The 23,548-nt window shown below is 46.3% G+C and carries 21 protein-coding genes; 18 read left to right on the forward strand and 3 right to left on the reverse strand.

What is annotated here, in order from left to right; genetic code table 11:
• The first annotated feature begins 35 nt into the window (after positions 1-35).
• The 3 genes from ACWXW9_RS18095 (at position 36) to ACWXW9_RS18105 (ending at position 4,928) form a co-directional block, all read left to right on the forward strand.
• Positions 36-644, forward strand: a complete 609-nt coding sequence (locus ACWXW9_RS18095; protein ID WP_431089200.1) for a DUF2062 domain-containing protein — start codon at positions 36-38, stop codon at positions 642-644.
• 185 nt (positions 645-829) lie between these two features.
• On the forward strand, positions 830-3,505 hold the full coding sequence (locus ACWXW9_RS18100; RefSeq protein WP_494930610.1) for a YhgE/Pip domain-containing protein: 2,676 nt from the start codon (positions 830-832) through the stop codon (positions 3,503-3,505).
• Between the two features lie 448 nt (positions 3,506-3,953).
• Positions 3,954-4,928: an aldo/keto reductase gene (locus tag ACWXW9_RS18105; protein ID WP_431089198.1), complete on the forward strand. Its 975-nt coding sequence runs from the start codon at positions 3,954-3,956 to the stop codon at positions 4,926-4,928.
• A gap of 206 nt (positions 4,929-5,134) precedes the next feature.
• Here the strand turns inward: ACWXW9_RS18105 and ACWXW9_RS18110 are convergent, their stop codons facing one another.
• Positions 5,135-6,115, reverse strand: coding sequence for a DMT family transporter (locus tag ACWXW9_RS18110; RefSeq protein ID WP_494930523.1), 981 nt, complete (start codon positions 6,113-6,115; stop codon positions 5,135-5,137).
• A 193-nt stretch (positions 6,116-6,308) separates the two neighbouring features.
• Between ACWXW9_RS18110 and ACWXW9_RS18115 the strand changes: the two genes are divergently transcribed.
• Positions 6,309-7,520 (forward strand): GTP-binding protein, encoded by a 1,212-nt coding sequence (locus ACWXW9_RS18115; protein ID WP_494930524.1) that lies wholly within the window; start codon positions 6,309-6,311, stop codon positions 7,518-7,520.
• Positions 7,521-7,560: 40 nt separating this feature from the next.
• Here ACWXW9_RS18115 and ACWXW9_RS18120 read toward each other — a convergent pair whose 3' ends face one another.
• Positions 7,561-8,430: a LysR family transcriptional regulator gene (locus ACWXW9_RS18120; protein ID WP_494930525.1), complete on the reverse strand. Its 870-nt coding sequence runs from the start codon at positions 8,428-8,430 to the stop codon at positions 7,561-7,563.
• Positions 8,431-8,561: 131 nt separating this feature from the next.
• Between ACWXW9_RS18120 and ACWXW9_RS18125 the strand changes: the two genes are divergently transcribed.
• The gene (locus ACWXW9_RS18125; protein ID WP_025685554.1) at positions 8,562-8,891 is read left to right on the forward strand and encodes an antibiotic biosynthesis monooxygenase family protein; all 330 of its coding nucleotides are present in this window, start codon (positions 8,562-8,564) and stop codon (positions 8,889-8,891) included.
• Positions 8,892-8,989: 98 nt separating this feature from the next.
• On the opposite strand, the gene ACWXW9_RS18130 is transcribed toward ACWXW9_RS18125, so the two are convergent.
• The gene (locus ACWXW9_RS18130; RefSeq protein WP_494930526.1) at positions 8,990-9,859 is read right to left on the reverse strand and encodes a DUF421 domain-containing protein; all 870 of its coding nucleotides are present in this window, start codon (positions 9,857-9,859) and stop codon (positions 8,990-8,992) included.
• 256 nt (positions 9,860-10,115) lie between these two features.
• Here ACWXW9_RS18130 and ACWXW9_RS18135 point away from each other — a divergent pair, with 256 nt between their 5' ends.
• The 13 genes from ACWXW9_RS18135 to ACWXW9_RS18195 all read left to right on the forward strand — a co-directional run bounded on the left by ACWXW9_RS18135 (position 10,116) and on the right by ACWXW9_RS18195 (position 23,479).
• Positions 10,116-10,385, forward strand: a complete 270-nt coding sequence (locus ACWXW9_RS18135) for a glutaredoxin family protein (protein WP_494930527.1) — start codon at positions 10,116-10,118, stop codon at positions 10,383-10,385.
• 146 nt (positions 10,386-10,531) lie between these two features.
• Entirely contained in the window at positions 10,532-11,872 is a 1,341-nt protein-coding gene (locus ACWXW9_RS18140) for an LLM class flavin-dependent oxidoreductase (RefSeq protein WP_149094133.1), read from the forward strand.
• A 17-nt stretch (positions 11,873-11,889) separates the two neighbouring features.
• Positions 11,890-12,420, forward strand: coding sequence for an NADPH-dependent FMN reductase (ssuE, locus tag ACWXW9_RS18145; RefSeq protein WP_494930528.1), 531 nt, complete (start codon positions 11,890-11,892; stop codon positions 12,418-12,420).
• A gap of 108 nt (positions 12,421-12,528) precedes the next feature.
• On the forward strand, positions 12,529-13,416 hold the full coding sequence (locus ACWXW9_RS18150) for a LysR family transcriptional regulator (protein ID WP_149094131.1): 888 nt from the start codon (positions 12,529-12,531) through the stop codon (positions 13,414-13,416).
• A gap of 249 nt (positions 13,417-13,665) precedes the next feature.
• Positions 13,666-14,526, forward strand: coding sequence for a transporter substrate-binding domain-containing protein (locus tag ACWXW9_RS18155; protein WP_494930529.1), 861 nt, complete (start codon positions 13,666-13,668; stop codon positions 14,524-14,526).
• A gap of 77 nt (positions 14,527-14,603) precedes the next feature.
• Positions 14,604-15,380 (forward strand): amino acid ABC transporter permease, encoded by a 777-nt coding sequence (locus ACWXW9_RS18160; protein ID WP_494930530.1) that lies wholly within the window; start codon positions 14,604-14,606, stop codon positions 15,378-15,380.
• Positions 15,377-16,087: an amino acid ABC transporter permease gene (locus tag ACWXW9_RS18165; protein WP_494930531.1), complete on the forward strand. Its 711-nt coding sequence runs from the start codon at positions 15,377-15,379 to the stop codon at positions 16,085-16,087. Before ACWXW9_RS18160 ends, ACWXW9_RS18165 begins: the two co-directional genes overlap by 4 nt.
• On the forward strand, positions 16,084-16,836 hold the full coding sequence (locus ACWXW9_RS18170) for an amino acid ABC transporter ATP-binding protein (protein ID WP_134909884.1): 753 nt from the start codon (positions 16,084-16,086) through the stop codon (positions 16,834-16,836). The genes ACWXW9_RS18165 and ACWXW9_RS18170 overlap by 4 nt, the downstream gene beginning before the upstream one ends.
• Positions 16,837-16,851: 15 nt before the next feature.
• On the forward strand, positions 16,852-17,868 hold the full coding sequence (locus ACWXW9_RS18175) for an LLM class flavin-dependent oxidoreductase (RefSeq protein ID WP_494930532.1): 1,017 nt from the start codon (positions 16,852-16,854) through the stop codon (positions 17,866-17,868).
• A gap of 56 nt (positions 17,869-17,924) precedes the next feature.
• Positions 17,925-19,082, forward strand: a complete 1,158-nt coding sequence (locus ACWXW9_RS18180; RefSeq protein ID WP_494930533.1) for an amidohydrolase — start codon at positions 17,925-17,927, stop codon at positions 19,080-19,082.
• 244 nt (positions 19,083-19,326) lie between these two features.
• A complete protein-coding gene (locus ACWXW9_RS18185; protein ID WP_494930611.1) occupies positions 19,327-20,262 on the forward strand; it encodes a dockerin in 936 nt (311 codons plus the stop codon).
• A gap of 369 nt (positions 20,263-20,631) precedes the next feature.
• Positions 20,632-22,038 carry a discoidin domain-containing protein gene (locus tag ACWXW9_RS18190; RefSeq protein ID WP_494930534.1) on the forward strand — a complete coding sequence of 469 codons (1,407 nt, stop codon included), beginning with the start codon at positions 20,632-20,634 and terminating at the stop codon, positions 22,036-22,038.
• A 34-nt stretch (positions 22,039-22,072) separates the two neighbouring features.
• Entirely contained in the window at positions 22,073-23,479 is a 1,407-nt protein-coding gene (locus ACWXW9_RS18195) for a discoidin domain-containing protein (RefSeq protein WP_494930535.1), read from the forward strand.
• The last annotated feature ends 69 nt before the right edge of the window (positions 23,480-23,548 follow it).

Here is a 23,548-nt window from a genome sequence, read left to right on the forward strand (position 1 = left end):
TGAACTTGAATTGTACTGTTAAAGGAGTCCTCCTATTGATAAAGCTCAATCCGAACAGGCTCAAATCTAAACAATCAAAGAAGAAATATAATGTGCTTCAAAATATATGGCGGGCGATTCGTCTGAATTTCATCAAGCTGTTGCGTGCGCCGGGTGGAGTGAAGAAAATATCTCTGGGCTTTGCCATCGGCTTCGCTCTGGAGATGATTGTCATCTCCACGGCTTCACTGGTATATCTCGTGTTTTACCCGGTTGTTCGGTTGTCCGGCGGTTCGCTGCCTGCGGCAATTGTGGGCAACGTTGTAGGTAAGCTGACCTTTTTGCCGATTGTGCTGATGCCATTCGCCAAGCAACTGGGAGCTTGGGTTTATCCGTCCCATTACCCGGTCCATGTCCGGGGAGGCAGGCTTCACGAGCATTCTTTTATGGAGCTGTTTCATGGAAACTGGTCTGTATTCAGAGACCTGCTACATGGAGGACTGCATATTCTGATCGGCATGTCGATTTTTGGCGTGGTCCTAGGGATTATTTCGTATTTTGTCATTCAATTTCTGTATAACCGTTCGCTGCACAAACGGCTGGAAAAGCGGAAACTGCGTCACGGCGCAGCCTTTTCAGGGGCCAGATTATTAAAAAACGGATAATGTAGCGATAAAGAAGCTCCTTGAGCCTATGAATTAGGTCTGAGGGGCTTCTATTAGTTTGGATTGGGATTTTCATGAGTGCCATCATCTTTCACAATAATTGGCTTCATTCGCTCGAATCGTTTACAATACGTGTGCATACAACACTGGACTACAGGTTAATGTACATACAAGGAGTGGTGAAGTTGCGGAAGATATGGCAAATCTACTTAACAGACTGGAAAAATGTATTCAAAGTATCAACCGGGACTTTATTGGTCATAGGTATCATTCTTTTGCCTTCCGTCTATGCATGGGTAAATTTGAAAGCAATGTGGGACCCTTATGCGAATACATCTGGTATTAAAATTGCAGTAACGAGTCAGGATCAGGGCACTGAGGTGAACGGAAAGAAGATTAATATCGGTGACGAGGTTTTGCATAATCTTCAAAATAACAAGAAATTAGGCTGGACCTTTGTCAATGAAGCGGAAGCGCGAAAAGGTGTGCTGAACGGAGATTATTACGCAAGCCTGCTCATTCCAAAGGATTTCTCCGAAAAAATTACGAGCGTGCTCACGGAAAATCCGCAAAAGCCGGAGATTGATTACGCCGTCAATGAAAAAATCAATGCGGTTGCTCCCAAAATTACTTCTTCTGGAGCAACCGCTCTGACGAATCAGATTAGTCAAAACTTTATTGAAACCGCCAGTCAGGCTGTGCTGACCAAATTGAAGGAAGCCGGGGTGAAGCTGGAGGAGGAATTGCCGACCATACGCAATATTGAGAACCGGGTGCTGGAGCTGAACAACCGATTGCCGGATATCGACAGATTAGGAAAGCAGGCTATCGAACTGGAACAGAATTTGCCGAAAATTAAGGCACAGGGACAAAAGATCATTGCATTAAAGGAGAAAATTCCTGAAATTAACCGCGCTGGCGATCTGGTGCTGAAAATTGAAAAAAACTTGCCCGAGCTGGACAAGGTGGCGGCAGTTATTTTAGATATACAAAAAAGGCTGCCGGACATTCAAAAGGCCGGGGATCGGATCGTGGAACTGGACCAAAATTTCGGTAAGGTAGAAAGCGCATTGGCTACGGCCCTGGAGGATACACAAACGGCGCTCAAGGTCATTAATGCCGCACAAAAAGCGTTGCCGGAAGTACAAAAAATTGCGGATACTGGCAAGGATTTTACAACCGGATTGCTTGATTTTCTGGATAAAAACGATGGTGCGCTGGATTCAATCACCACTGTAGTCAAAGAGGATTTACAGTTGGTACAGCAAATTGCGAATGGAGTTTCGGAGATCACAGGAATCATCCACGGTGTTGATTTTGATCCTAAAGCAGCACAGGCTGCGGTGAATCGGGTTAGCGGAAGACTGACCACTGCCGTGGGAGTGCTGGATCGTATTTCTCAGTTGTTGACCCGTGTTAACGGATATTTGCCGAGTCAGCCGCTGGATTCGCTTATTTCCCGTGTGAGCGGGGTAGAGGATCGATTCCGTCGCTTGAACAGCACGGTTACAAGCATCGGTGATGCCATTCAGCGCGGCGAGAAGCCTGCACAAAATCTGCTGGATGACGCAGACCGCCTTGCTGGAGAAATCAGCAGCGGAATCGACAGCATTCTGGGCAATTATGATACGGAATATGCACCAGCCATTCAAAAGGCGCTGGATCAAATCAAGACCGTTGCCCGCAATTCTGCGAATGTGCTGAATATGGCCCAAGAGCAGCTACCGAATATTGAAAAAATATTAAACGATGCTCAGGCTGCCGCACAATTTGGTCAGGAAGAACTGACCCGTCTTCAGCAGGACCTGCCACAATATCGGCAAAAGTTGCATGAAGCGGCTACGACGATTCAGGGCCGCATGGGCGAATTTACGAATGCTGTAAACAAGGCAGCGGATTTCGTAAATAACGATTTGCCTGGGGTTAAAAGCAAAATTCATCAGGCTGCGGATTTTGTACGTAACGATTTGCCGAGAGCGGAGCAGCAGTTTGTCAAAATGGCTGACCTGATTGAGAACAAGTTTCCAGAGGCCGAACACGCGGTACACCAGGTAGCCAACTTTGTAAGAACGGATCTTCCTGCGGCTGAGGATTCCATACGTCAGGCTGCAGACACGATTCGCAAGCTCAAAGGTGAAAATGCCCTTGGACGGGCCATTGCGCTGCTCAAGGGGGATGTGAAAAAGGAGAGCGATTTTCTCGGCAGTCCGGTGTCGTTGAAACAGGAGCGGATTTATCCGATTCCGAACTACGGTTCTGCGATGTCGCCTTTTTATACTACATTGTCCATTTGGGTAGGTGCGATGCTGCTGGTATCGATGTTCAGGGTAGATGTTGAGGACCCGGAAGGTAAATATAAAAGCTACCAGGTGTACTTCGGGCGACTTATGACCTTCTCCACCATTGGTATATTTCAGGCGCTTAGTGTGTCGCTTGGTGACTTGTTCCTGCTCGGTGCGTATGTGGATGCCAAGGTGGCATTTGTACTGTCCTCCATGCTAATTAGTCTCGTGTTCACGGCCATGACCTATACACTGGTTTCGGTGTTTGGCAATATTGGTAAGGGACTGGCGGTTATCTTGCTGGTGCTCCAGTTCTCCAGCTCAGGTGGCACGTTCCCGATTGCTACAAGCACGCCGTTTTTTCAAGCGCTGAATCCGTTTGTACCGTTCACCTATGCGGTTAGTCTGCTACGGGAAACGGTAGGAGGAATGCTGCCTTCGACGGTGACGCGGGATGTGGTAATGCTGTTTGTATTTATCGGGGTTTGCTTCCTGTTTGGATTAGTGCTTAAGAAGCCGCTCAGCAAGCATACGAAGAAGATGGCTGAGCGTGCGAAAGAGACGAAGTTGATTCCTTGATTGTTAAAAAAGAGAGAGAGTTACGGTGGTTGTAGTGAGCGGCTCCGCGAAGGATTTGATCTTACGATCGCTGTTGCCACGGGATTCTTTGGATTGGATAGGACATGAAAAGGTAAGAATCCCTTGGCAGCTTATGCTTACGATGCGAGCTTTCCAATGGAAAGCTTTCAGGCGAACGCTTCGCTTCTACAGATTCAAAACCTCCGCTCCGCTGGGGCTACCACTGTAAAGTCACTTTCCTTCTAACGGTGGGTGGTAGTATGAGGGGGGATGGCCTCACCTGACGGCTTCGGCAGGGTGTGGGGCTTTTTTGTTTGCGCTAAATAATACCTTTCTATTTTAGGGTGTTTCAAGGTGGTGTTTTCTGGTGAATAAAGTGGGTATGGTCTTTTTTTGGCAGGGGATTTTTACGAAATTTTAAAATTCTTAGGCAAAGGCGGGAGGCAGTATGGAATATTCATATTTGGGAAAGTCAGGCTTGCAGGTTAGTCGGTTGTGTCTGGGGACGATGAATTTTGGACCGGAAACCGAAGAAAAGGAAGCGTTTAAAATTATGGATGCCGCGCTGGATGCGGGCATTAACTTCTTTGATACAGCCAATGTGTACGGACAGGCCCGTAAAGGGTGGACGGAAGAAATTATTGGACGCTGGTTCCAGCAGGGTGGCGGAAGACGCGAGAAGGTCGTGCTTGCAACGAAGGTATACGGGGATATGAAAAATGAGAACGACGGTCCGAACGCAGGATCAGGCTTGTCAGCTTACAAAATTCGTCGTCATTTGGATGCTTCTCTGAAACGTTTGCAGACCGATCATATCGAGCTGTATCAGATGCATCATGTTGACCGAAATGTGTCATGGGATGAGCTGTGGGGCGTTTTTGAGTCGGTTGTGGACCGCGGGCAAGTTGACTATATCGGTTCCAGTAACTTTGCCGGCTGGCATATTGCTGTGGCGCAGGCCGAAGCGAAGGCACGCCGTTTTCTGGGGCTTGTATCCGAGCAGCATTTGTATAATCTGAACGAACGTTCCGCTGAGCTAGAGGTATTACCTGCGGCTCAGGAGCTGGGACTCGGCGTTATTCCATGGAGCCCGCTGGCTGGCGGACTGCTGGGACGTAATGCATTGGCAGGTACCGGCTCACGCAGTGCACGTTCCAAGGAAAAGATTGAACAGAATCGTGGGAAGCTGGAGCAATTTGCAGCGTTGTCTCGCGAGCTGGGCGAAAAGGAAGACGTGATTGCGCTGGCTTGGGTATTGTCCCATCCGGCCGTAACGGCTCCGATTATCGGTCCACGGACATTGGAACAACTGGAGGATGCTCTCCGGGTGCCCGAGGTCAAATTGAGCGAGGATGTGCTTGCCAAACTGAACGAAATTTTCCCTGGTCCCGGCAAACCTGCGCCAGAAGCCTACGCTTGGTAAGCTGAACCCTTTCTATTCAAGCATCATTCCTATTTAGGCATCATTCGTGGAAGCGAAGTGAGCATTGACGGTGAGTGCCAAGGTGACAAGAAGCGAATCGCAAAAAAGCAGCAGAGCAGGAGTAGCCTCCTGAGTCTGCTGCTTTTTTACTAGATTACCCTGTCAGAACCTGAACAATAAGCGATCATGACCAGAATAATCCTGCGCTAAACGTGATCTGTCTTTTTGGGCATTATCCGAGGGATGATTTTCTTATCATGTGTAACATAACTGTGCAGAACCATACCAAGAATAACGATGAACATACCTATCCATGATAAAAGAGAGGGAATCTGTATGGATAATAAGATCAGTTCTCCCATTAATGCGAAAAGCACTTCCAGAGATTGTGTTGCTTCCACCGTTGCTAACTTCTGCATATTTCCCCGAACCTGATCTGTTGCTTTAAAAAACAGGACTGTAGCAATCACTCCTGAAAACACGGCTACCAAAGCGGATTGCAGCGTCTGTTCCTGACTCGGCATTCCCACGCTAAAAACCCCGTATAACGAAAGGAATAACCAGAACGGCAAACTGGCTAATGTCATCCCGAGAACACGCTGATAGGCATCCAATCGCCCTGCACAAACTTCCATCATTTTACGATTACCTAGTGGATAGGCAAATGAAGCGAGTACGACAGGCAGAATGCCGAATACAAAATCCTGGGTAGAAATGGATTGCGACTGTTCGAATTGCATGAGAATAATCCCAAGTAAAATAACCAAAGACATCATAAGTCCCTGAATGGGGATTTTTCCTCGTACATTTAAAGGGCCATTTTCCGTTTGCACAATTTCAGAAAATAATGGAACAAGCAATGAACCGGAAATAATGGTAATTTGCCATGTTCCCGCGATCAGCCAGCCTGGTGAATAAGCCGATGCGAAACACAATGGAGCATAAAACAGTCCAAACCCGACGAAGCTCCATAAAACCCAGATCCCCGGTCGTTCTCTCATGACGTTCCAAAGAGGTTTAAGCTTGCGCTGGGTCAAAACGATGACGAATAAAACGGGGAGCATAAACAGATAACGCAAAGAAGCACTCCATATCCAGCTTCCGCCTGATAACTCCATTGACCGATTGAGAACAAATGTAAAAGCAAAAAAGAAAGCCGCCAATATACCGAGCCAGATTGATTGCAAAACATTCACCTTATTCTTTAAGTATCGTTATTACCATATATTAATAACTTTTTATGATTCATTACAAGGGTTTCTTCCTAGTTGACAAGGCGAAAGGGATACTGTATATTACTGAATGCTAATGATAATAGTAATTATTACTATTTAAATGACGTGAAGATAATGAACTTATATTAAAGGGAGCGTACCACCAATGAATAAGAAAGTAATACCGGTAACGGTGCTGAGCGGATATTTGGGTGCAGGGAAAACAACGATTTTGAATCATGTGTTAAACAATCGGGACGGAATGAAAGTGGCCGTGATCGTCAATGACATGAGCGAAGTGAACATTGATGCCGAGCTGGTCAAAAAAGAGGGGGGCTTGTCCAGAACAGAAGAAAAGCTGGTCGAGCTGTCCAACGGCTGTATTTGCTGCACATTGCGCGAAGACCTGCTGCTGGAAGTCAAGAAGCTGGCGGAACAAGGCGAGTTTGATTATATTTTAATCGAATCCACAGGGATCAGTGAACCTGTACCTATCGCTCAAACCTTTACGTATGCCGACGAAGGGACAGGCATTGATTTGGCTTCCCTGGCAAAGCTCGATTGTATGGTGACCGTGGTCGATGCGAACCGTTTCTGGCATGATTTTGAATCGGGAGAAACGCTGCTGGATCGCAGGCAGGCTACGGGAGAAGACGACACGCGTGATATTTCGGACTTGCTGATTGACCAGATTGAAACCTGTGATGTACTGGTTCTGAATAAATGCGATTTGGTTCAGCCTGCGGAGCTGGACAAACTTGAGGGCGTTTTGCGCAGATTGCAGCCTGAGGCCAGAATCATTTGTACTTCCAAGGGACAGGTCGCTCCTTCAGACATTTTGAACACGGGATTGTTTAACTTTGACAAGGCCAGCCAATCCGCCGGATGGATTCGTGAGCTGGAGCTGGAGAACCATACACCGGAAACGGACGAATATGGCATCAATTCCTTTGTATATCGCCGCAGAAGACCGTTCCATCCTGCCAGATTGGCTGAATTTATGAGCTACTGGCCGGAAGAAGTCGTTCGAGCCAAAGGATTGGCCTGGATCGCCTCCCCTCAGGATTGGGCGGCCAGTATCAGCCAGGCAGGCCCTTCCATTCAATTTGGCCCTGCTGGAAGCTGGCTGGCGGCGTTGTCCGAGGAAGAACGTCAGGAGATCGTCGCGGCTGATCCTGAGGCATTAGATAACTGGGATGAGCAGTGGGGCGACCGCATGAGCGAAATCGTCATGATCGGTATCGGAATGAATCAACCGGAGCTGGAAGAAGAGCTGGATGAATGTCTGCTGAACGATGGCGAAATGGACATGGACTGGTCCGGCTTTGAAAATCCGTTACCATGGCCGGCAACGGATGAATCCTCGTTTGCTAATTAAAAGGTGTATTTAATTTACAGAAAGAGGATATAGTTTATTGTCACATGGACCTATTGATCCATTCAGCAATGAAGTCCATACATTTTTTGGCCGCTGGCGAAACATTTTTTAATGAAGCGGTAGCGATACCAATAGTGCGGGAATGTTTTCCTTCCAAAGGTCGAATAGAGATGTCATAAGGAATGTGAGATAAAATCATTTCAGGAAGAATGCTCACACCTAAGCCGTTCTGTACCATGGCCATAATGGCATGATCATCTTCTAATTCATATTTGATTTTCGGTGAAATATTATACTGTGAAAAAATATTTCGCACATCGGTGTCACAGCCTGCAACAGGCATAATGAAAGGCTCATCTATGAGCTGCTCCACACGAATAGCGGCTTGTTCACCAAGAATATGATTGGAGGGAAGCAGGCAAAGCATTCTTTCTTCTTTTAGTGGCAAGGCTTCTAAAGTGTCTAACGTGGGCAGGTTTACGAAGCCCAAATCAGCCTCGCCGCTGACTAACCAACTCTCAATTTCATGGTAGTTCCCATCGAGCAGTTTCATCTCAATGAGAGGAAACTGCTCGTTAAATTTTTTTATAATACGCGGCAGCCAATGAATAGATACACTTGAGAATGTACCTATTTTTACGGTTCCGATTTCCAATCCTTTAATTAAAGCTACCTCTTGATAGAGCTTTTCATCCATTTGTATAATCTCTCTGAAGTGCATCATTAATCTTTCTCCGTTGTTGGTTAATTTGATGCCTGAACGACCCCTGATCAGGAGTGTTAACCCTATTTCATGTTCCAAAGCAGAAATGGCATGGCTGATTGCTGATTGTGTAAGATTTAGAACTTCCCCTGCCTTTGTGAAACTTCCCATTTCAACTACGCTAAGAAAAACCTTATATTTAAACAACGTGTGCTCACTCCTACCTACTATGAAATATATTCATGTATCGTATCATATAAATTCATTTTTTTTATTTAATAATTATGATTATAATCAAATTAAAGAAAGATTACTTATTTTGTTCTTGGGAGGTACACATGGACTCAATTGCTAAAACTCCACAGCCGCCTTATTATGCGGCCATTTTTACTTCTGAACGTAACGAAGGAGATCGTGGGTACGAAAAAATGGGTGACAAAATGTTGGAATTAGCTGCTAAACAACCTGGTTTTTTAGGCGTGGAAAGTGTTCGTGACTCACAAGGAGTGGGCATCACCGTCTCATATTGGGAGTCCTTAGACGCTATCAGGAGTTGGAAGCATCATGAAACGCACCAAGTCGCACAGGAAAAAGGAAAAGCTGAATGGTATAAAAGCTACGGTCTTAGAGTATGTAAGGTAGAACGGGATTATTTTTTTGAAATGTAAAGTAAGGTAGTTATAAGTTTAAGGGAGCACCTTCATAGCCATTTTTGGCTTTGAAAATGCTCCCTTTTGGATGTTTCAGATCTTAAAATATGAGGTGCTCAGGAATTGGCAGAGCTGATCGGCTTCATATCCTGTATGGCTTCCTTTAGACTTTGGGAGCATTGCTCATACAGTTGTTTTCTTTGCTGTTCACTGGAGTCTGCCGCCAGCTTTTGCAATTCCGTCGTGCATTGTTCCAACAGCGTCAGCACGGCTTGATTAGAATCCTGTACCTTGGACATCTGTACATTATCGCTGTACTGGTCAATGTATAACTCCCCTTGCGGGTCCACCTGCGCGAAAAATACGTCTTTGACCGTCAGGCTCTTTTCTTTCAGCTTTGCATCCAGCCATTGTTGAGTAATTCCCATGTATGCCATTTGCTGCTCCATGAGTTGTCCATCCATAATAATGGCTGTGGGTTCCTTCTCCGGTAGCTGTAGCATATTGAGATCCTTAAGCGTCACAGCCTGCTTATCTTTGGTCAACAGCACATTGATCTCACCGCTGGTCTCCATAATGGCAAATTCCACGTCAGACACCTTGAATACATTTTTACTTCGCAACTGCTCCATGAGTTCATCCAGAGTAAGCCGTTCCTTTCGCAAATTATCCTCTAAAATTTTGCCGTCTTTGATCAGGGTTCTGGTTTTTCCATCGGCAAAATCCCTAACCTTCTTGCTTTTAATTTGCAATACTTCAATTACAAATGTTACCAGAACCCATACTGCCAAGGCTATAAAGCCCAAGTACCAAGTGGATTCTCGCTCCATAGGAATGGTAGCGGCCAGGTTACCTATCGTGATCCCGGTTATATATTCAAACAAGGAAAGCTGGGATACCTGACGTTTCCCGAGAACTTTGGTAATTAAAAATAATATAGCGATAGCCATTAATGTGCGTAAAGCAACCTCGGCCCAATCCTGCATATACTCAACCTCATTTCACTTCATTTCATTTCGCCGCAAGTGCGCTGATATTCCAAGCATGTCCGCACCAAGGTCTGTTTAAACTCCAAGTATTCTTTTTTAGTTCAGCTTAAATAACATTAAAATTTTCTATCGTTGCATTATCAATGTCTATTACGCAGGCGATTGACGGAAAAGGGTGAGCAGGATACATTATAAATATAATTCTCATTTAGTTCATCGGGATTATAAACATTAAGTTCATGGAGGTATGTATATGTCATCCAAACCCAAAGTTGTCTTGTGGAGTAAAACAGGCTGTCATTTTTGTGGAGAGATTAAATCATATCTGGAATCCCAAAATCAGCCTTATGAAAATATTCAGGTAGACGGAAATGATGCTCTGCGTGACGTGCTGGAGACAAAATATGGTGTTCGCTTTGTCCCTGTTGTTGAGGTAGGTGGAAATAACAAATATGAGGCACTGCTCAACCCGGATCTGGAGGAGCTGGGTAAAGTGCTGGAAAGTTACAGTCAAGCGGTATAAGCCAACGGGAAAAAGGTCAGTAGCTACGCTGCCTATACAAAATAAGCAGCGTAGACTGTCCTACAAAGATGTAGCAGCATAGCTGCCTTGAAAACAAATGATTAGCCGTTGGGTAACAATAATTTTCAAGAGAGGTGGAACAATTCATGGCGAAAGACAGACAAATCAAATTTGGTGCCATTATTCACGGTGTTGGAGGAAGCATGACGACTTGGCGTCACCCTGAAGTGCCTGCGGACGCGAGTGTTAATTTTGAATTTTATAAAACACAGGCGCAAAAGGCGGAGGAAGGCAAGTTTGACCTTGTTTTTATCGCAGACGGTCTGTTCATTAACGAAAAATCCATTCCCCACTTTCTGAACCGTTTTGAGCCGATTACGATTTTGTCCGCTTTGGCCGGGGTGACGAAGCATATCGGGCTGGTTGGCACGCTGTCGACTTCCTACAGCGAACCGTTTACGGTAGCACGTCAGTTTTCTTCTATTGACCATATTAGCGGAGGTCGTGCAGGCTGGAATGTAGTGACTTCCCCGCTGGAAGGCTCTGCTCTTAACTTTAACAAAGGCGAGCATCCATCGCATCCACAGCGTTACAAAATCGCGGAAGAATATTTGCAGGTAACCAAAGGACTGTGGGATTCGTGGGAAGAGGATGCGTTCGTTCGTGATAAGGAATCCGGCGTGTTCTTTGACCCTGAAAAGCTGCATACCCTGAACCATAAAGGCGAGTTTTTTTCTGTGCAGGGTCCGTTGAACATTGGACGATCCAAGCAGGGACAGCCGGTTATTTTCCAGGCAGGTTCCTCGGAAGATGGCAAAAATCTGGCCGCCAAGGAAGCGGATGCTGTATTTACGGGACATGAAACGCTGGAGGAAGCGCAGCAGTTTTACCGTGATGTGAAGGAACGGGCGGTACGCTATGGCAGATCCGAAGAGGATATTGTCATCTTGCCGGGAATTTCACCGATTATCGGTAGCACGACGGAAGAAGCAGAGCGTAAGTATGAGGAGATTACCAATTTAGTGACGATTGAGGCTGCGTTAAAATTTTTGGGCCGTTTCTTCGATCATCATGATTTTTCACAATATCCGCTGGATGAGCCATTCCCTGAGCTTGATGGTATCGGCAGCAATTCTTTCCGTAGCGGCACCGATAAAATCAAACGGACAGCCAAAGAGCAAAATCTGACGTTGCGCGAGGTGGCATTGCGTTCGGCAACGCCTAGAACCTCTTTTATCGGTACAGCTGAGCAGGTGGCGGATCGAGTGCAGGAGTGGTTTGAAAGAAAAGGAGCAGATGGATTCATTATCGGCTCTGATGTACCATCGGGTCTGCATGATTTCGTAAATCTGGTTGTGCCTATTTTGCAGGAGCGCGGCATTTACCGTCAGGATTATGAATTCAGCACATTACGTGAAAACCTGGGTGTACCTATTCCTGAGAACCGCTACACAGCAGCTAAATCCAAAGTGAAGGTAGACGCATAACAGAAGGAGGGAAAAGCATGTCCAAGGTTGTCATCCTATCAGGCAGTCCATCTACACAATCCCGTCTATACGGCTTACTTAACTATACGACCGAGCAATTTCAGCAGGCCGGAGCGGAGGTCACAGTGCTGAATGTGGTCGACTTGCCAGCCGAGGATCTGGTTAAGGCAAACTTTAACAGTCCCGATATCACGGCCTCACTTGCGTTAATTGCGGCAGCGGATGCGGTCATCGTCGCTTCTCCCGTGTACAAAGCGGCCTATTCCGGATTATTGAAGATATTTCTGGATTTGGTGCCGCAGGAGGGGCTGAGAGGCAAACCTGTACTTCCTTTATTTATCGGAGGCACGCTGGCTCACCTGCTGGTCATTGATTATGCTTTGAAGCCAGTTCTTAACGCGCTGGGAGGAAGACATATTCTCGGCGGCGTGTATGCGGTAGATCAGTGGGTTGAACGGTTGCCGGATGGAGCATATGGGCTGTCAGAGGAACTGGTTTCACGGCTGGATCGCTCTGTTAAAGAGCTGACGGAGCTATTGAAGTCATAAATATTTTCAATTTTTACATTGACAGGGCGTTCAGTGAGTTTTATGATACAAAAAAACCAAGTTAACGTATTGGATAAATGTATTTAAAACTCACTGGGGGACTTGTGTATGAATATCGAGAATATGGAAGCCTTTGTATACGTGAATCATTATGGCAGTTTTAACAAGGCGGCAGAAGCGTTGTTCTTGTCACAGCCCTCTGTCACAGCTCGGATTCAGACGCTGGAGCGCGAACTGGAATGCAAGCTGTTCGACCGCCAAAGCAAGCAAACCATTTTGACGGAGGATGGACGAAAGTTTCTTCCTTATGCCGAGCAAATGCTGCAAGTGCTGCAACGGGGCAAGCAAAAGCTTCAACAGCGTAAAAAAGCCCCTCAGCAAGTTCGGATTGGCTGCACGATATCGGTGTCGAACTATATCATTCCTGAGATATTAAGGCAACTCCGCGCCCGTTATCCGGAGATTAACTACAAAATTGTGACGGCTACAACGGATCAACTGGTACATAAGCTGTTGAACCGTGAGGTAGACATTAGTTTTGTTCGTAAAGTGATGCATCCGGCCATTCGTACGCTTGCTTTTTATGAAGATCCCATTTCCCTGTATGTATATGACGGTCATCCGTTTATGAAGACAGGAAAGGCCAGCATACAGGATATTCAGCATGAAACGCTGGTATTTTTTGAATGCGGGTCATTGGACTGGATGAGGATTCATCGGTCTTTTGAATCACTGGAGCAGCCGCCGGATATTGCCTTTCAGGTAGATAATGTGGTTACAGCCAAAAAGCTGGTGCTGGAAGAAGCGGGGATTGCCTTTTTGCCGGACGTTTGTGTGAACCGTGAGCTGAAGGATAAGAAGCTGTTCCGCATCCATGTGCCAGAGGTAGCCGGGGTGTCCATGCAGATCAGCATTGTGGCGACCAAAGAAGACTGTGCGGTGAGCTCGGATTTTGCAGATGCATTGACAGAAGGATTTCGGGGTGCTGTTTTGTAAACCGTTTTTTGTAAATGTGAGGAGCTTGCAAAAATCCAGAATGTATGAAATGTTCTTTTCAAATATGCTTTTGATTTTTCAATGGTGTTATAGAAATGTTCTATTGCCTGGTGGATTGACGTAAATGAGCGCAGGTGTTAAATTAGTCACATCCTAAAACCGATTAAACTCATAGGAATTATTAATTAATGTGGCAGCTACCATGTATGTCGCAAACTGCTGATATACAAAGAGACGAGGGGGATTCATATGAAAAAGTGGTTTGCAATGTTATCCGTTATGGCGATTATTCTGGTGTTGGCAGGCTGCGGCTCTTCTGATAATGCGTCTAACGCGTCTGGCGCGTCCGGTTCGAACGGAGACGTGAAAAAAATTATTGTAGGTACAGGCACTCAATTTAAAAATGTATGCTTTATTGACGAAAATGGAAATTTAACAGGCTTTGACGTTGAGCTGATTAAGGAGCTGGACAAGCGCCTGCCTCAATACGAATTTGAATTCAAAACGATGGACTTCGGCAATCTGCTGCTGAGTCTGGATGCCGGTAAAATTGATCTGGTATCGCATCAAATGGAAAAAAACCCGGAGCGTGAAGAGAAATATCTGTTCAACAAAAATCCGTACAGTATTTTCCTGAACAGAGTCGCTGTAGCGAAGGATAACAATACCATTCAATCGATTGATGATCTGAAAGGCAAAAAGATACTCACCAGTCCGACCAGTAATGCGGCATATGTATTGAAGGAATACAACAAAACACACGGGGATGCTCTGAACATTGTTTATACAAGCGGTGCAGCCAATGATACGGTGCAACAGATTACGAGCGGCCGTATAGATGCTACCATTACGACAGACTTTGCGAACCGCTTTAACACCGATGAAAAAGGAGAAGTAGCCCTGAAAACCGTCGGTGATCCTTTGACTCAATCGGATGTATTGTATGTACTGAACAAAAATGAGCAAGGATTGGCAGATGATCTGGATAAAGCTATTCAGGAAGTGAAGGACGACGGTACATTGTCGAAGCTGAGCATCAAATGGCTTGGAGAAGATTTCACGAAGTCTCTGGATGATGTGAAAAAAGAAGGCACAACCAGCAAGAAATAGCGATAAGCTTGAATATTTCAGCGGTCAGGGTACCCCGTGTATTCTGACCGCTGATATATAGGAAAGGAGGCAGGCATATGAGCAGAGAGTTTAATATCGATTATGTTTTTAGCTTTATTCCGAAAATGCTGTCTTATTTACACATCACATTGTTTATTGTGGCAAGCTCGCTTTTGTTAGGGTTAATCATCGGCCTGTTGGTTGCGCTGCCTCGTATGTATAATATTCCTTTTCTCAAACGTGTCTCTCAGGTGTATGTTTCATTTTTTCGTGGAACGCCTATTCTGATCCAGCTCTTTCTGGTGTATTACGGCCTGCCCGAGCTGTTGAAGCTGGTAGATATCAATTCCTCCAGATGGGATGTGTTGTGGTTTGCCGTAGCGACCTATGCACTAAACAGCGGGGCCTTTATTTCCGAGATTATCCGATCGGGAGTAGAGGCGGTAGATCGGGGACAAATCGAGGCAGCACAGTCGGTCGGCATGTCAGGCTATCAGACTTTTACACGTATCATATTGCCGCAAGCGCTGGCAGTTGTGGTCCCGGTATTCTCCAATCTGATGATCGGCAATTTGAAGGATACTTCGCTGGCGTTTACCATCGGAGCTATGGAGATGACGGGGAAATCGCAGACACTGGGCGCGGCTACCCAGCATTTTGTTGAAACCTATATCGCGTTATCTCTTATTTACCTGGTCGTCAGTCTGATTTTGCAAAGACTGTTCAAGGTACTGGAAAATACGCTTCTCAAGCATGAGCATCGGGACACAGTCCAAAGCGAGCCTAAGAAACGAAAAAGTTTTGTGGTTCATTATCTGAACCCCCGTTTGAGTAAAGGAGGCAAGAGCATATGAGTCTGGATTTTGGATTTATATATACGGCCTTTCTGGGATTGTTCTCGGCGTTGCCCAACACTTTAATCATTACGGTGGTTTCCGTACTGGTGGGACTGGTCATCGGCATTATAACGGCTCTGGCCCGAATTTATAAGGTGCCTGTGTTGTCCCAGATTTCCCATGGCTACGTCACCTTCATCCGTGGTACGCCGATGCTGATGCATTTGCTGCTTATTTATTTCAGTTTACCTTTGTTCATTGATGCGGGAGCCAAGCATTTTGGCTGGTCGTTTCACTCTAAAGATGTTCCCTATATGGTTTTTGCACTCATTTCGTTCTCGATTACAAGTGGCGCGTATATGTCCGAGGTGGTCCGTTCCGGGATTCAATCGGTGAACCGGGGGCAAATCGAGGCGGCTTATGCGGTTGGCATGACGACGTGGCAAGTGTTAAGAAGTATCGTGTTTCCGCAAGCGTTCGTGGTCAGTCTGCCGAACCTGACGAATTCCGTCATTGGAATGCTGCATGGCTCTACCTTGGCCTTTACGGTTTCGGTCACTGAAATCCAGGCTCAGGCTGAAATTTTAGCATCTACAAACTGGAAGTACCTGGAGGTTTATATCGCGGCAGCACTGATTTTCTGGGGTTTGACGGTGCTGATTGAACGAATTTCCGACTTGGTGGAGAAAAAAATCAATGTGTTTAATGGAGGGAGAGCATCATGATCCGTCTGCAAAATATCACGAAATCGTTCGGCAAGCATGAGGTGCTCAAAGGCATTGATTTGACCGTGAATAAGGGAGAGGTTGTCGTCATTCTCGGACCGAGCGGCTCGGGTAAAACAACGTTGCTGCGCTGCATCAATTATCTGGAAAAACCGAATGACGGGGAGGTCAGCATTGGCGATTTTACGGTAAACTGCAAGCGACCTGCGAAGAAGGATGTTTTGGCCCTGCGCCAAAAAACGGCTATGGTCTTCCAGCAATACAACCTGTTCAAGCATAAAACGGCGCTGGAAAACGTGATGGAAGGGCTTGTCGTCGTCCGTAAGGTGAAGCATGAGGAAGCGAAGAAGATCAGTATTGAAGTGCTCGAAAAGGTCGGATTGGGCGAAAAGCTGGACCATTATCCGAGCCAGCTATCCGGTGGACAGCAGCAGCGTGTCGGCATTGCGCGCGCTTTGGCGCTGAACCCGGAAGTGATTTTGTTCGATGAGCCGACATCCGCGCTAGACCCTGAGCTGGTAGGTGAAGTGCTGTCGGTTATTCGCAAGATTGCGAAGGAAGGTATTACGATGATTGTCGTCACGCATGAGATGGGCTTTGCACGGGATGTCTCCAACCACGTGGTATTTATGGATGGCGGCCACATTATCGAAGAAGGCAGCCCGGACGACATTTTCAATCATCCCAAAGAGGAACGCACGAAGCAATTCCTGAAACGGATTACACCGGAATATAACTATTCAATTTAGACGGGAGAGGGAGACATGAGTATTAAAATCGGAGTATTGGATCAAAGCCCTATACACGAGGGGGAAACGGCGGCACAGGCTCTGCGTAACACGATTAAGCTGGCACAGCGTGTAGAGGAATTGGGATTTTCACGCTTTTGGGTATCGGAGCATCACGATTCCGAGCAGGTTGCAGGCTCTTCGCCGGAGGTACTCATTTCTCATTTGCTGGCACGCACCGAGCGCATTAAAATCGGCTCTGGCGGAGTGATGCTTCAGCATTATAGTTCGTATAAAGTGGCGGAAAATTTCAATGTGCTGGCGTCTCTTGCACCAGGTCGCGTAGATTTGGGCATTGGACGTGCGCCGGGTGGTCTACCGAAATCCACACAGGCGTTACAATGCAACGTGCATGATACGCCTTCTCTCGAAGAAAAGATTGATGAAGTGAGCCGTTATATTCATAATATTCCGCCCGAAGAGGGACCGCTAGCAGGGCTACAGGCTAATCCGATTCCGGAAATACCAGCGGATATTTATGTTTTGGGTACAAGTACAGACAGTGCTGGAATTGCTGCACGTTCGGGGTTGCCCTACGTCTTCTCGCAATTTATCAACAGTAACGAACAGGTTGCACTGGATGCATTCCGCACGTATCGGGAGTCCTTTGACTATAGTCATGGACGTGAGCCGAAGGCATTTTTTGCGCTGGCGGTCATCGTAGCGGATACTTCCGAGGAAGCTGCGGAGTTGGCAGGTGAGCACAAGTTGTACAAAATTCATCTGGCCAGTGGCAAAACGGCTACGGTGGGCACGCTGGAAAGTGCAGAGGAGTTCGGTAAGCAATCGGGTGAAGAATATACGATTGAAGTTACACAAGCGCAAATTAACAAGGGAAATAAAGAGGAAATCTATGCTACTTTGACGGAAATTCAAGCTAAATATCAGGCTGATGAGCTGATCGTAACAACAGGAATACGGGATATCGGAAAGCGCGTCCGCTCATTTGAGCTGCTGCATGAAGCTTTTGCTGGTCTGCCTGTACAGTCCTAGGTGTTGTTGGCTTGAGAAAGTTGTAACCATTTTGGATTTACGAAGGAGGAATAGGGATGAGTGGATCAACCGGGACGAAGGAGCAGGTTTTGGAGCAGAAGTTGGTAGACATTCGTCGCCATCTTCACCAGAATCCCGAGCTGTCTAACGAGGAGGTTGAAACTACCGCCTATATCCGTCGTCTGCTGGAAGAACAGAACATAACCATTCTGGATGTGCCGCTGCGTACCGGACTGGTGGCGGAAATCAGCGGGCAGCAGGAGGGGCCGATTGTGGCGCTTCGCGCGGACATTGATGCGTTGCCGATTCAGGAGGAGACGGGCTTGCCCTATGCTTCACTGCATCCGGGCAAGATGCATGCCTGTGGGCATGATTTTCATACGGCATCCCTCTTCGGAGCTGCCGTATTGTTAAAAGAGCGGGAGCGGGAGCTGAAAGGCACGGTTCGCCTTGTGTTTCAGCCAGCGGAGGAAAAGGCGAAGGGCGCAGCCCAAGTACTGGACAGCGGTGTGCTGGCAGGCGTGCAGGCCATATTCGGCCTGCATAACAAGCCGGACCTGCCTGTAGGCACGGTCGGCATTAAGGAAGGCCCGCTGATGGCGGCGGCAGACGGCTTTTACATCGAGGTAGAGGGCCTGAGCACGCATGCGGCTGTGCCGCAAGCAGGGATTGACCCCATCGTCGTGTCGTCGCACATCATCACGGCGCTGCAATCCATCGTGAGCCGGAGCGTCAACCCGCTGGACAGCGCGGTGATTAGCGTGACGAAGCTGCACAGCGGCAACGCCTGGAACATCATTCCAGACCGTGCCCATCTGGACGGCACGATCCGGACGTTCGATGAGAACGTGCGCGCACAGGTGGCTGAACGCTTCGAGCAGGTCGTAAAGGGCGTCGCCGATGCTTTTGGCACAAAAGCGAACATTCGCTGGATCGAGGGCCCGCCCCCCGTGCTGAATGACGGCAAGCTGGCCCTCCTCGCGGAGCAAGCGGCCCAAGCGGCCGGACTGGAGGTCGTTCGTCCCGTGCCTTCCTCGGCGAGCGAGGATTTCGGGCTTTACCAGAAGAGCATCCCCGGTGTGTTCGTCTTTGTCGGCACTTCGGGGAGTCAGGAATGGCATCATCCAGCCTTCGATCTGGACGAACGCGCGTTGCCGGGAACGGCGAAGCTGCTGGCTTCACTGGCAGAATCGGCATTAGTATCCATAGAGTAGAGGTGTGAGTCTACTCTTTCAATGCTAGACCCCTTCTTATGTAGAGAAGGGGTTTTTAATTTGTCAAACGATCAAAAGAATTACCTTTTTCTAAATTATAAAGGAAAATATTGACGGTATATCATCCTAATGATAATATAAAATTGTATTTTTTTTCAAATCAAAAGAAAGGAGAGAGATAAGAGATTTCGATTGCCATTTTATGAAGTCAACAATCAAATACAAAGGTATGGAGGTTAAAGAAATGCCGAAGAAAAAAGGAATGATGATGGCTTCTTTTTCATTGGTAGTAGCTGCTTCTTTACTGGTTGGCGGGGCTAATGTTGGTGCAGCAGCCTCTAATTTGGAAAGCACTTCTGAAATAGAGTCCACAAGTGTTAACTTGGCTGCTGCAGATATACCTGCAAAATTTAAGCCGTCGGTAGAATGGGTTTGGAAGAACAGAATCGTCAAAGAAGGCTCAACCAACCGTAAAAATTTGATTTTTGATCAAATATATGCGGGAAAAGGAACGCTGAATTATGTAGTGCGCTGGCAATCTCCCAAAAATCTCACGCTTCAACAACGCAAAGATATGGCTTCCATGCTGAGTCGCCAAGTCAATAATTGGAATAAGCAGTTGAAAGGGTATGATGGCTGGCCTTATGACAATATTACAGTAAAAATAGTAGGCTGGGCCGTTGCAAATCCGTCTCAGATTCTTAACAAACAATCAAATGAAATCGTTTACACTGACACAATCACAGATGATTTAAGCAAAACGAACCCGAGTATTCCTGCTAAACTCCCAGTTGCGCCTGACGCACTATCCAGATTTGAACATTTTAATGATCCCAACTATGCTTATCCCGGCGGATTGGACAAGCGGTTTGATATGTATCTATGGGGAACAGCTAATTTCGGCGGTGGGGCCGGCGGTGACTGGGGACAACGCATGTCTGATGATTATATCCTGAGCACCCTGAACTCTGATGAAGTCCATATTACAGAGCATGAAATGGGTCATGGATTCGGCCTGCCTGATTTCTATGAAGAAAATGACCGTCCACCCGGCGGGTTCCCGACACCCACAATTATGTGGGCAGGAAATTCTTCCAAGATAACAGAGTGGGATACCTGGATGTTGCGTTATACCTGGAGCCAGGTCAAGAAGGATACCTCTCGTTTTCCTACCCGATAAAAGATACGTAGAATAGTGCAAAAAAGCTGATGAATAGGACCGTTTCTTCCAAAATCAAATTCTGTGATGGAATTGATTTTAGTGAAGAAGCGGTTTTTTTATTTCATAAAATACCAGTTTTTTGCACATGAAGGGGTGATATCGTTCCAATATACGATCAAAATACCTAATTTAAATCATTAAGGAAAATATTGACGATGCAATTATCCAGTGATAATATAGTTTGTGATTATTTACAAAAAACGACAAGGAGGATTGGTAGATTATCGTTGTTCTTATAGATCAATACATAAACACGAAAAGAGGTGATTGAATTAATCGTTTCAGGAAAACTACCGTAATCATATAAAAAGTTATGGAGGTATATGTATGTTGAATAGAAAAGGTATGATGATGGCTTCCTTTTCAGCGGTGATCGCCAGTTCATTGCTGATGGGAAATGCTAGTTTTGTATCAGCAGATTCTCATGTGAATGGGAGTTCTATAGTTGCGGCAACAGGTGATTCGACACTGGCTGATATGCCTGCTTATCTCAAATCATCGGTGGAGTGGGTTTGGAAGAATAGAATGTTGACCGAAGGCTCAACTGCTCGTAACAACACGATTTTTGATCAAATCCATGCGGGAAAGGGTACACTGAATTACGTCGTACGCTGGCAATCTTCTAAGCCGGTTACACTACAACAACGCCAGGATATTTCTAGTATGCTAGGCCGTCAGATGAACCATTGGACGGAGCATCTCCAGGGATATGACGGCTGGCCCTACAAGGATATTAAAGTAAAAGTCGTAGGCTGGGCTGTTGCCGATCCCTCACTGCTGCTGGATAAGCAGCCTGACGAGGTCGTTTATACAGATACGACTACAGACGAGTTAGCTTCCGAAAAACCGGAAATTCCTGCTGTACTCCCGGTTGCACCTGCAGCCTTGTCCAGATATGAGCACTATTGGGACCCGAACTATTCTTATCCTGGTGGATATGATAAACGTTTTGATATGTATTTGTGGGTAACCGAAAATTTTGTAGGAGGAACCGGTCAGGATTGGGGCCAACGTGTGAATGATGATTATCTTTTTAGCACTTTGAACTCGGATGAGATCGAAATCACGGAACATGAAATTGGACATGGCTTTGGCTTAACTGATTTTTATGAAGAACACGAGCGTCCACCGGGTGGCTTCCCAACGAACACCATTATGTGGGCTGGTGATTCCGATCATATCACCGACTGGGATATTTGGATGCTGCGGTATACCTGGAGTCAGCTCAAAAAAGATACGTCTCGTTTCCCAAACACGACTAAAGGTGACGAGGGTCCTATCGAAACATCACCCGATGATATCGTGAACATTGGCCCTGCTGCAACGGCCAGCACTTCTTATACTTCACCTTGGGAAAATGTGAGCGCACTCAATGACGGCTTTGATCCAACCAGCTCCGATGACCGAAGTCATGCCGTGTATGGCAACTGGCCTGAAACGGGAACGCAATGGGTTCAATACGATTTTGATCAAGAACATACGGTATCTCAAACGGATATCTATTGGTTCAAGGATGGCTCCGGCATCGATGTTCCCAAGTCTTACAAGATTAAGTATTGGAACGGTCAAGGCTGGTCTAATGTCAAGCAGGCCAAAGGATTGGGTACAGCGGTAGATCAATATAATACCACCACTTTTACGCCTGTAAAAACAACGAAATTAAGAATTGAAATGGTATCCAAAGGTTCTGCATCCACGGGAATTTTAGAGTGGAAAGTAGCGGCTAAACAATAAATAATATTTTGAAATGATTATGGAGGGGAAATGAATGGTGAAGAAAAAAAGAATGATGGCGGCTTCTTTTTCTGTGGTGATTGCTAGTTCATTACTGATGGGAAATGCTAGTTTTGTATCAGCGGATGCGCATATGAATGGGAGTGCCGTGGCTGCGGCAACAAGTAATTCGACATTGGCGGACATGCCAGCTTATCTCAAATCATCGGTGGAGTGGGTTTGGAAGAATAGAATGCTGACCGAAGGCTCGACTAACCGTAAAAATTTGATTTTTGATCAAATTTTTGCGGGAAAAGGAACTCTAAATTATGTAGTGCGTTGGCAATCTTCTAAGCCAGTTACGCTTAAACAGCGTCAAGATATAGCTAGAATGCTAGATCGTCAGATGAACCATTGGACGGAGCATCTCCAGGGATATGATGGATGGCCCTATAAGGATATTAAAGTTAAAGTGGTAGGCTGGGCTGTTGCTAATCCGTCACTGCTGCTGGACAAGCAGCCTGACGAGGTTGTTTATACGGATACTATTGCAGATGGATTAGCTTCTGAACAACCGGGAATTCCTGCTGCGCTTCCCGTTGCACCTAATGAAATATCCAGATTTGAGCATTTCTCAGACCCCAACTATTCGTATCCAGGTGGATTGGATAAACGCTTTGATATGTATCTTTGGGCTACAGAAAATTTCGGTGGGGGAGCCGGCGGTGACTGGGGACAGCGTATGAATGATGAATACGTTCTGAGGACAGTGAACGCTGATGAGATTGAGATTACAGAACATGAGATTGGGCATGGCTTTGGATTAAACGATTTCTATGAAGAACACGAGCGTCCACCGGGTGGCTTCCCAACGAACACTATTATGTGGGCCGGGAATTCCAATCATATCACCGACTGGGATATTTGGATGCTGCGTTATACCTGGAGTCAGATCAAAAAAGATACGGCTCGTTTTCCAACCACGACTAAAGACGACGGTGGCCCAATTGAAACAGATCCTAATGAAATCGTGAACATTGCGCCTGCGGCAACAGCTAGCAGCTCTTATACTTCATCCTGGGAAAATGTGAGTGCGCTAAACGATGGCTTTGAACCTGCCAATTCCAACGATAGAGGTCATGCAGTGTATGGCAACTGGCCTGAAACGGGAACACAATGGGTTCAATATGATTTTGATCAAGAACATACGATATCTCAAACGGATATATATTGGTTCAAGGATGGCGCTGGCATTGATATTCCCAAGTCTTACAAGATTAAGTACTGGAACGGTCAAGGCTGGTCTAATATCAAGCAGGCCAAAGGATTGGGAACTGCGGCAGATCAGTATAATACGACCACTTTTACGCCTGTAAAAACAACGAAATTAAGAATTGAAATGGTATCCAAGGGTTCCGCATCTACCGGAATCCTGGAGTGGAAAGTTGCGGCTAAGCAATAAGTCATTCTAAAGGCTGTCTCTTGCGATATTGCAGGAGACAGCCTTTTCTAATTCATAGCTGGAACAACT

The sequence above is a fragment of the Paenibacillus sp. LT-B23 genome (genome assembly GCF_059417685.1).

What these genes read in the sequence shown, in the direction of transcription:
- ACWXW9_RS18105 (WP_431089198.1), top strand. Translation starts at nt 3,954, where the DNA reads ATGGAATATTCATATTTGGGAAAGTCAGGCTTGCAGGTTAGTCGGTTG.
- ACWXW9_RS18115 (WP_494930524.1), top strand. Translation starts at nt 6,309, where the DNA reads ATGAATAAGAAAGTAATACCGGTAACGGTGCTGAGCGGATATTTGGGT.
- ACWXW9_RS18125 (WP_025685554.1), top strand. Translation starts at nt 8,562, where the DNA reads ATGGACTCAATTGCTAAAACTCCACAGCCGCCTTATTATGCGGCCATT.
- ACWXW9_RS18130 (WP_494930526.1), bottom strand. Translation starts at nt 9,859, where the DNA reads ATGCAGGATTGGGCCGAGGTTGCTTTACGCACATTAATGGCTATCGCT.
- ACWXW9_RS18135 (WP_494930527.1), top strand. Translation starts at nt 10,116, where the DNA reads ATGTCATCCAAACCCAAAGTTGTCTTGTGGAGTAAAACAGGCTGTCAT.
- ACWXW9_RS18140 (WP_149094133.1), top strand. Translation starts at nt 10,532, where the DNA reads ATGGCGAAAGACAGACAAATCAAATTTGGTGCCATTATTCACGGTGTT.
- ssuE (WP_494930528.1), top strand. Translation starts at nt 11,890, where the DNA reads ATGTCCAAGGTTGTCATCCTATCAGGCAGTCCATCTACACAATCCCGT.
- ACWXW9_RS18150 (WP_149094131.1), top strand. Translation starts at nt 12,529, where the DNA reads ATGAATATCGAGAATATGGAAGCCTTTGTATACGTGAATCATTATGGC.
- ACWXW9_RS18155 (WP_494930529.1), top strand. Translation starts at nt 13,666, where the DNA reads ATGAAAAAGTGGTTTGCAATGTTATCCGTTATGGCGATTATTCTGGTG.
- ACWXW9_RS18160 (WP_494930530.1), top strand. Translation starts at nt 14,604, where the DNA reads ATGAGCAGAGAGTTTAATATCGATTATGTTTTTAGCTTTATTCCGAAA.
- ACWXW9_RS18165 (WP_494930531.1), top strand. Translation starts at nt 15,377, where the DNA reads ATGAGTCTGGATTTTGGATTTATATATACGGCCTTTCTGGGATTGTTC.
- ACWXW9_RS18170 (WP_134909884.1), top strand. Translation starts at nt 16,084, where the DNA reads ATGATCCGTCTGCAAAATATCACGAAATCGTTCGGCAAGCATGAGGTG.
- ACWXW9_RS18175 (WP_494930532.1), top strand. Translation starts at nt 16,852, where the DNA reads ATGAGTATTAAAATCGGAGTATTGGATCAAAGCCCTATACACGAGGGG.
- ACWXW9_RS18180 (WP_494930533.1), top strand. Translation starts at nt 17,925, where the DNA reads ATGAGTGGATCAACCGGGACGAAGGAGCAGGTTTTGGAGCAGAAGTTG.
- ACWXW9_RS18185 (WP_494930611.1), top strand. Translation starts at nt 19,327, where the DNA reads ATGCCGAAGAAAAAAGGAATGATGATGGCTTCTTTTTCATTGGTAGTA.
- ACWXW9_RS18190 (WP_494930534.1), top strand. Translation starts at nt 20,632, where the DNA reads ATGTTGAATAGAAAAGGTATGATGATGGCTTCCTTTTCAGCGGTGATC.
- ACWXW9_RS18195 (WP_494930535.1), top strand. Translation starts at nt 22,073, where the DNA reads ATGGTGAAGAAAAAAAGAATGATGGCGGCTTCTTTTTCTGTGGTGATT.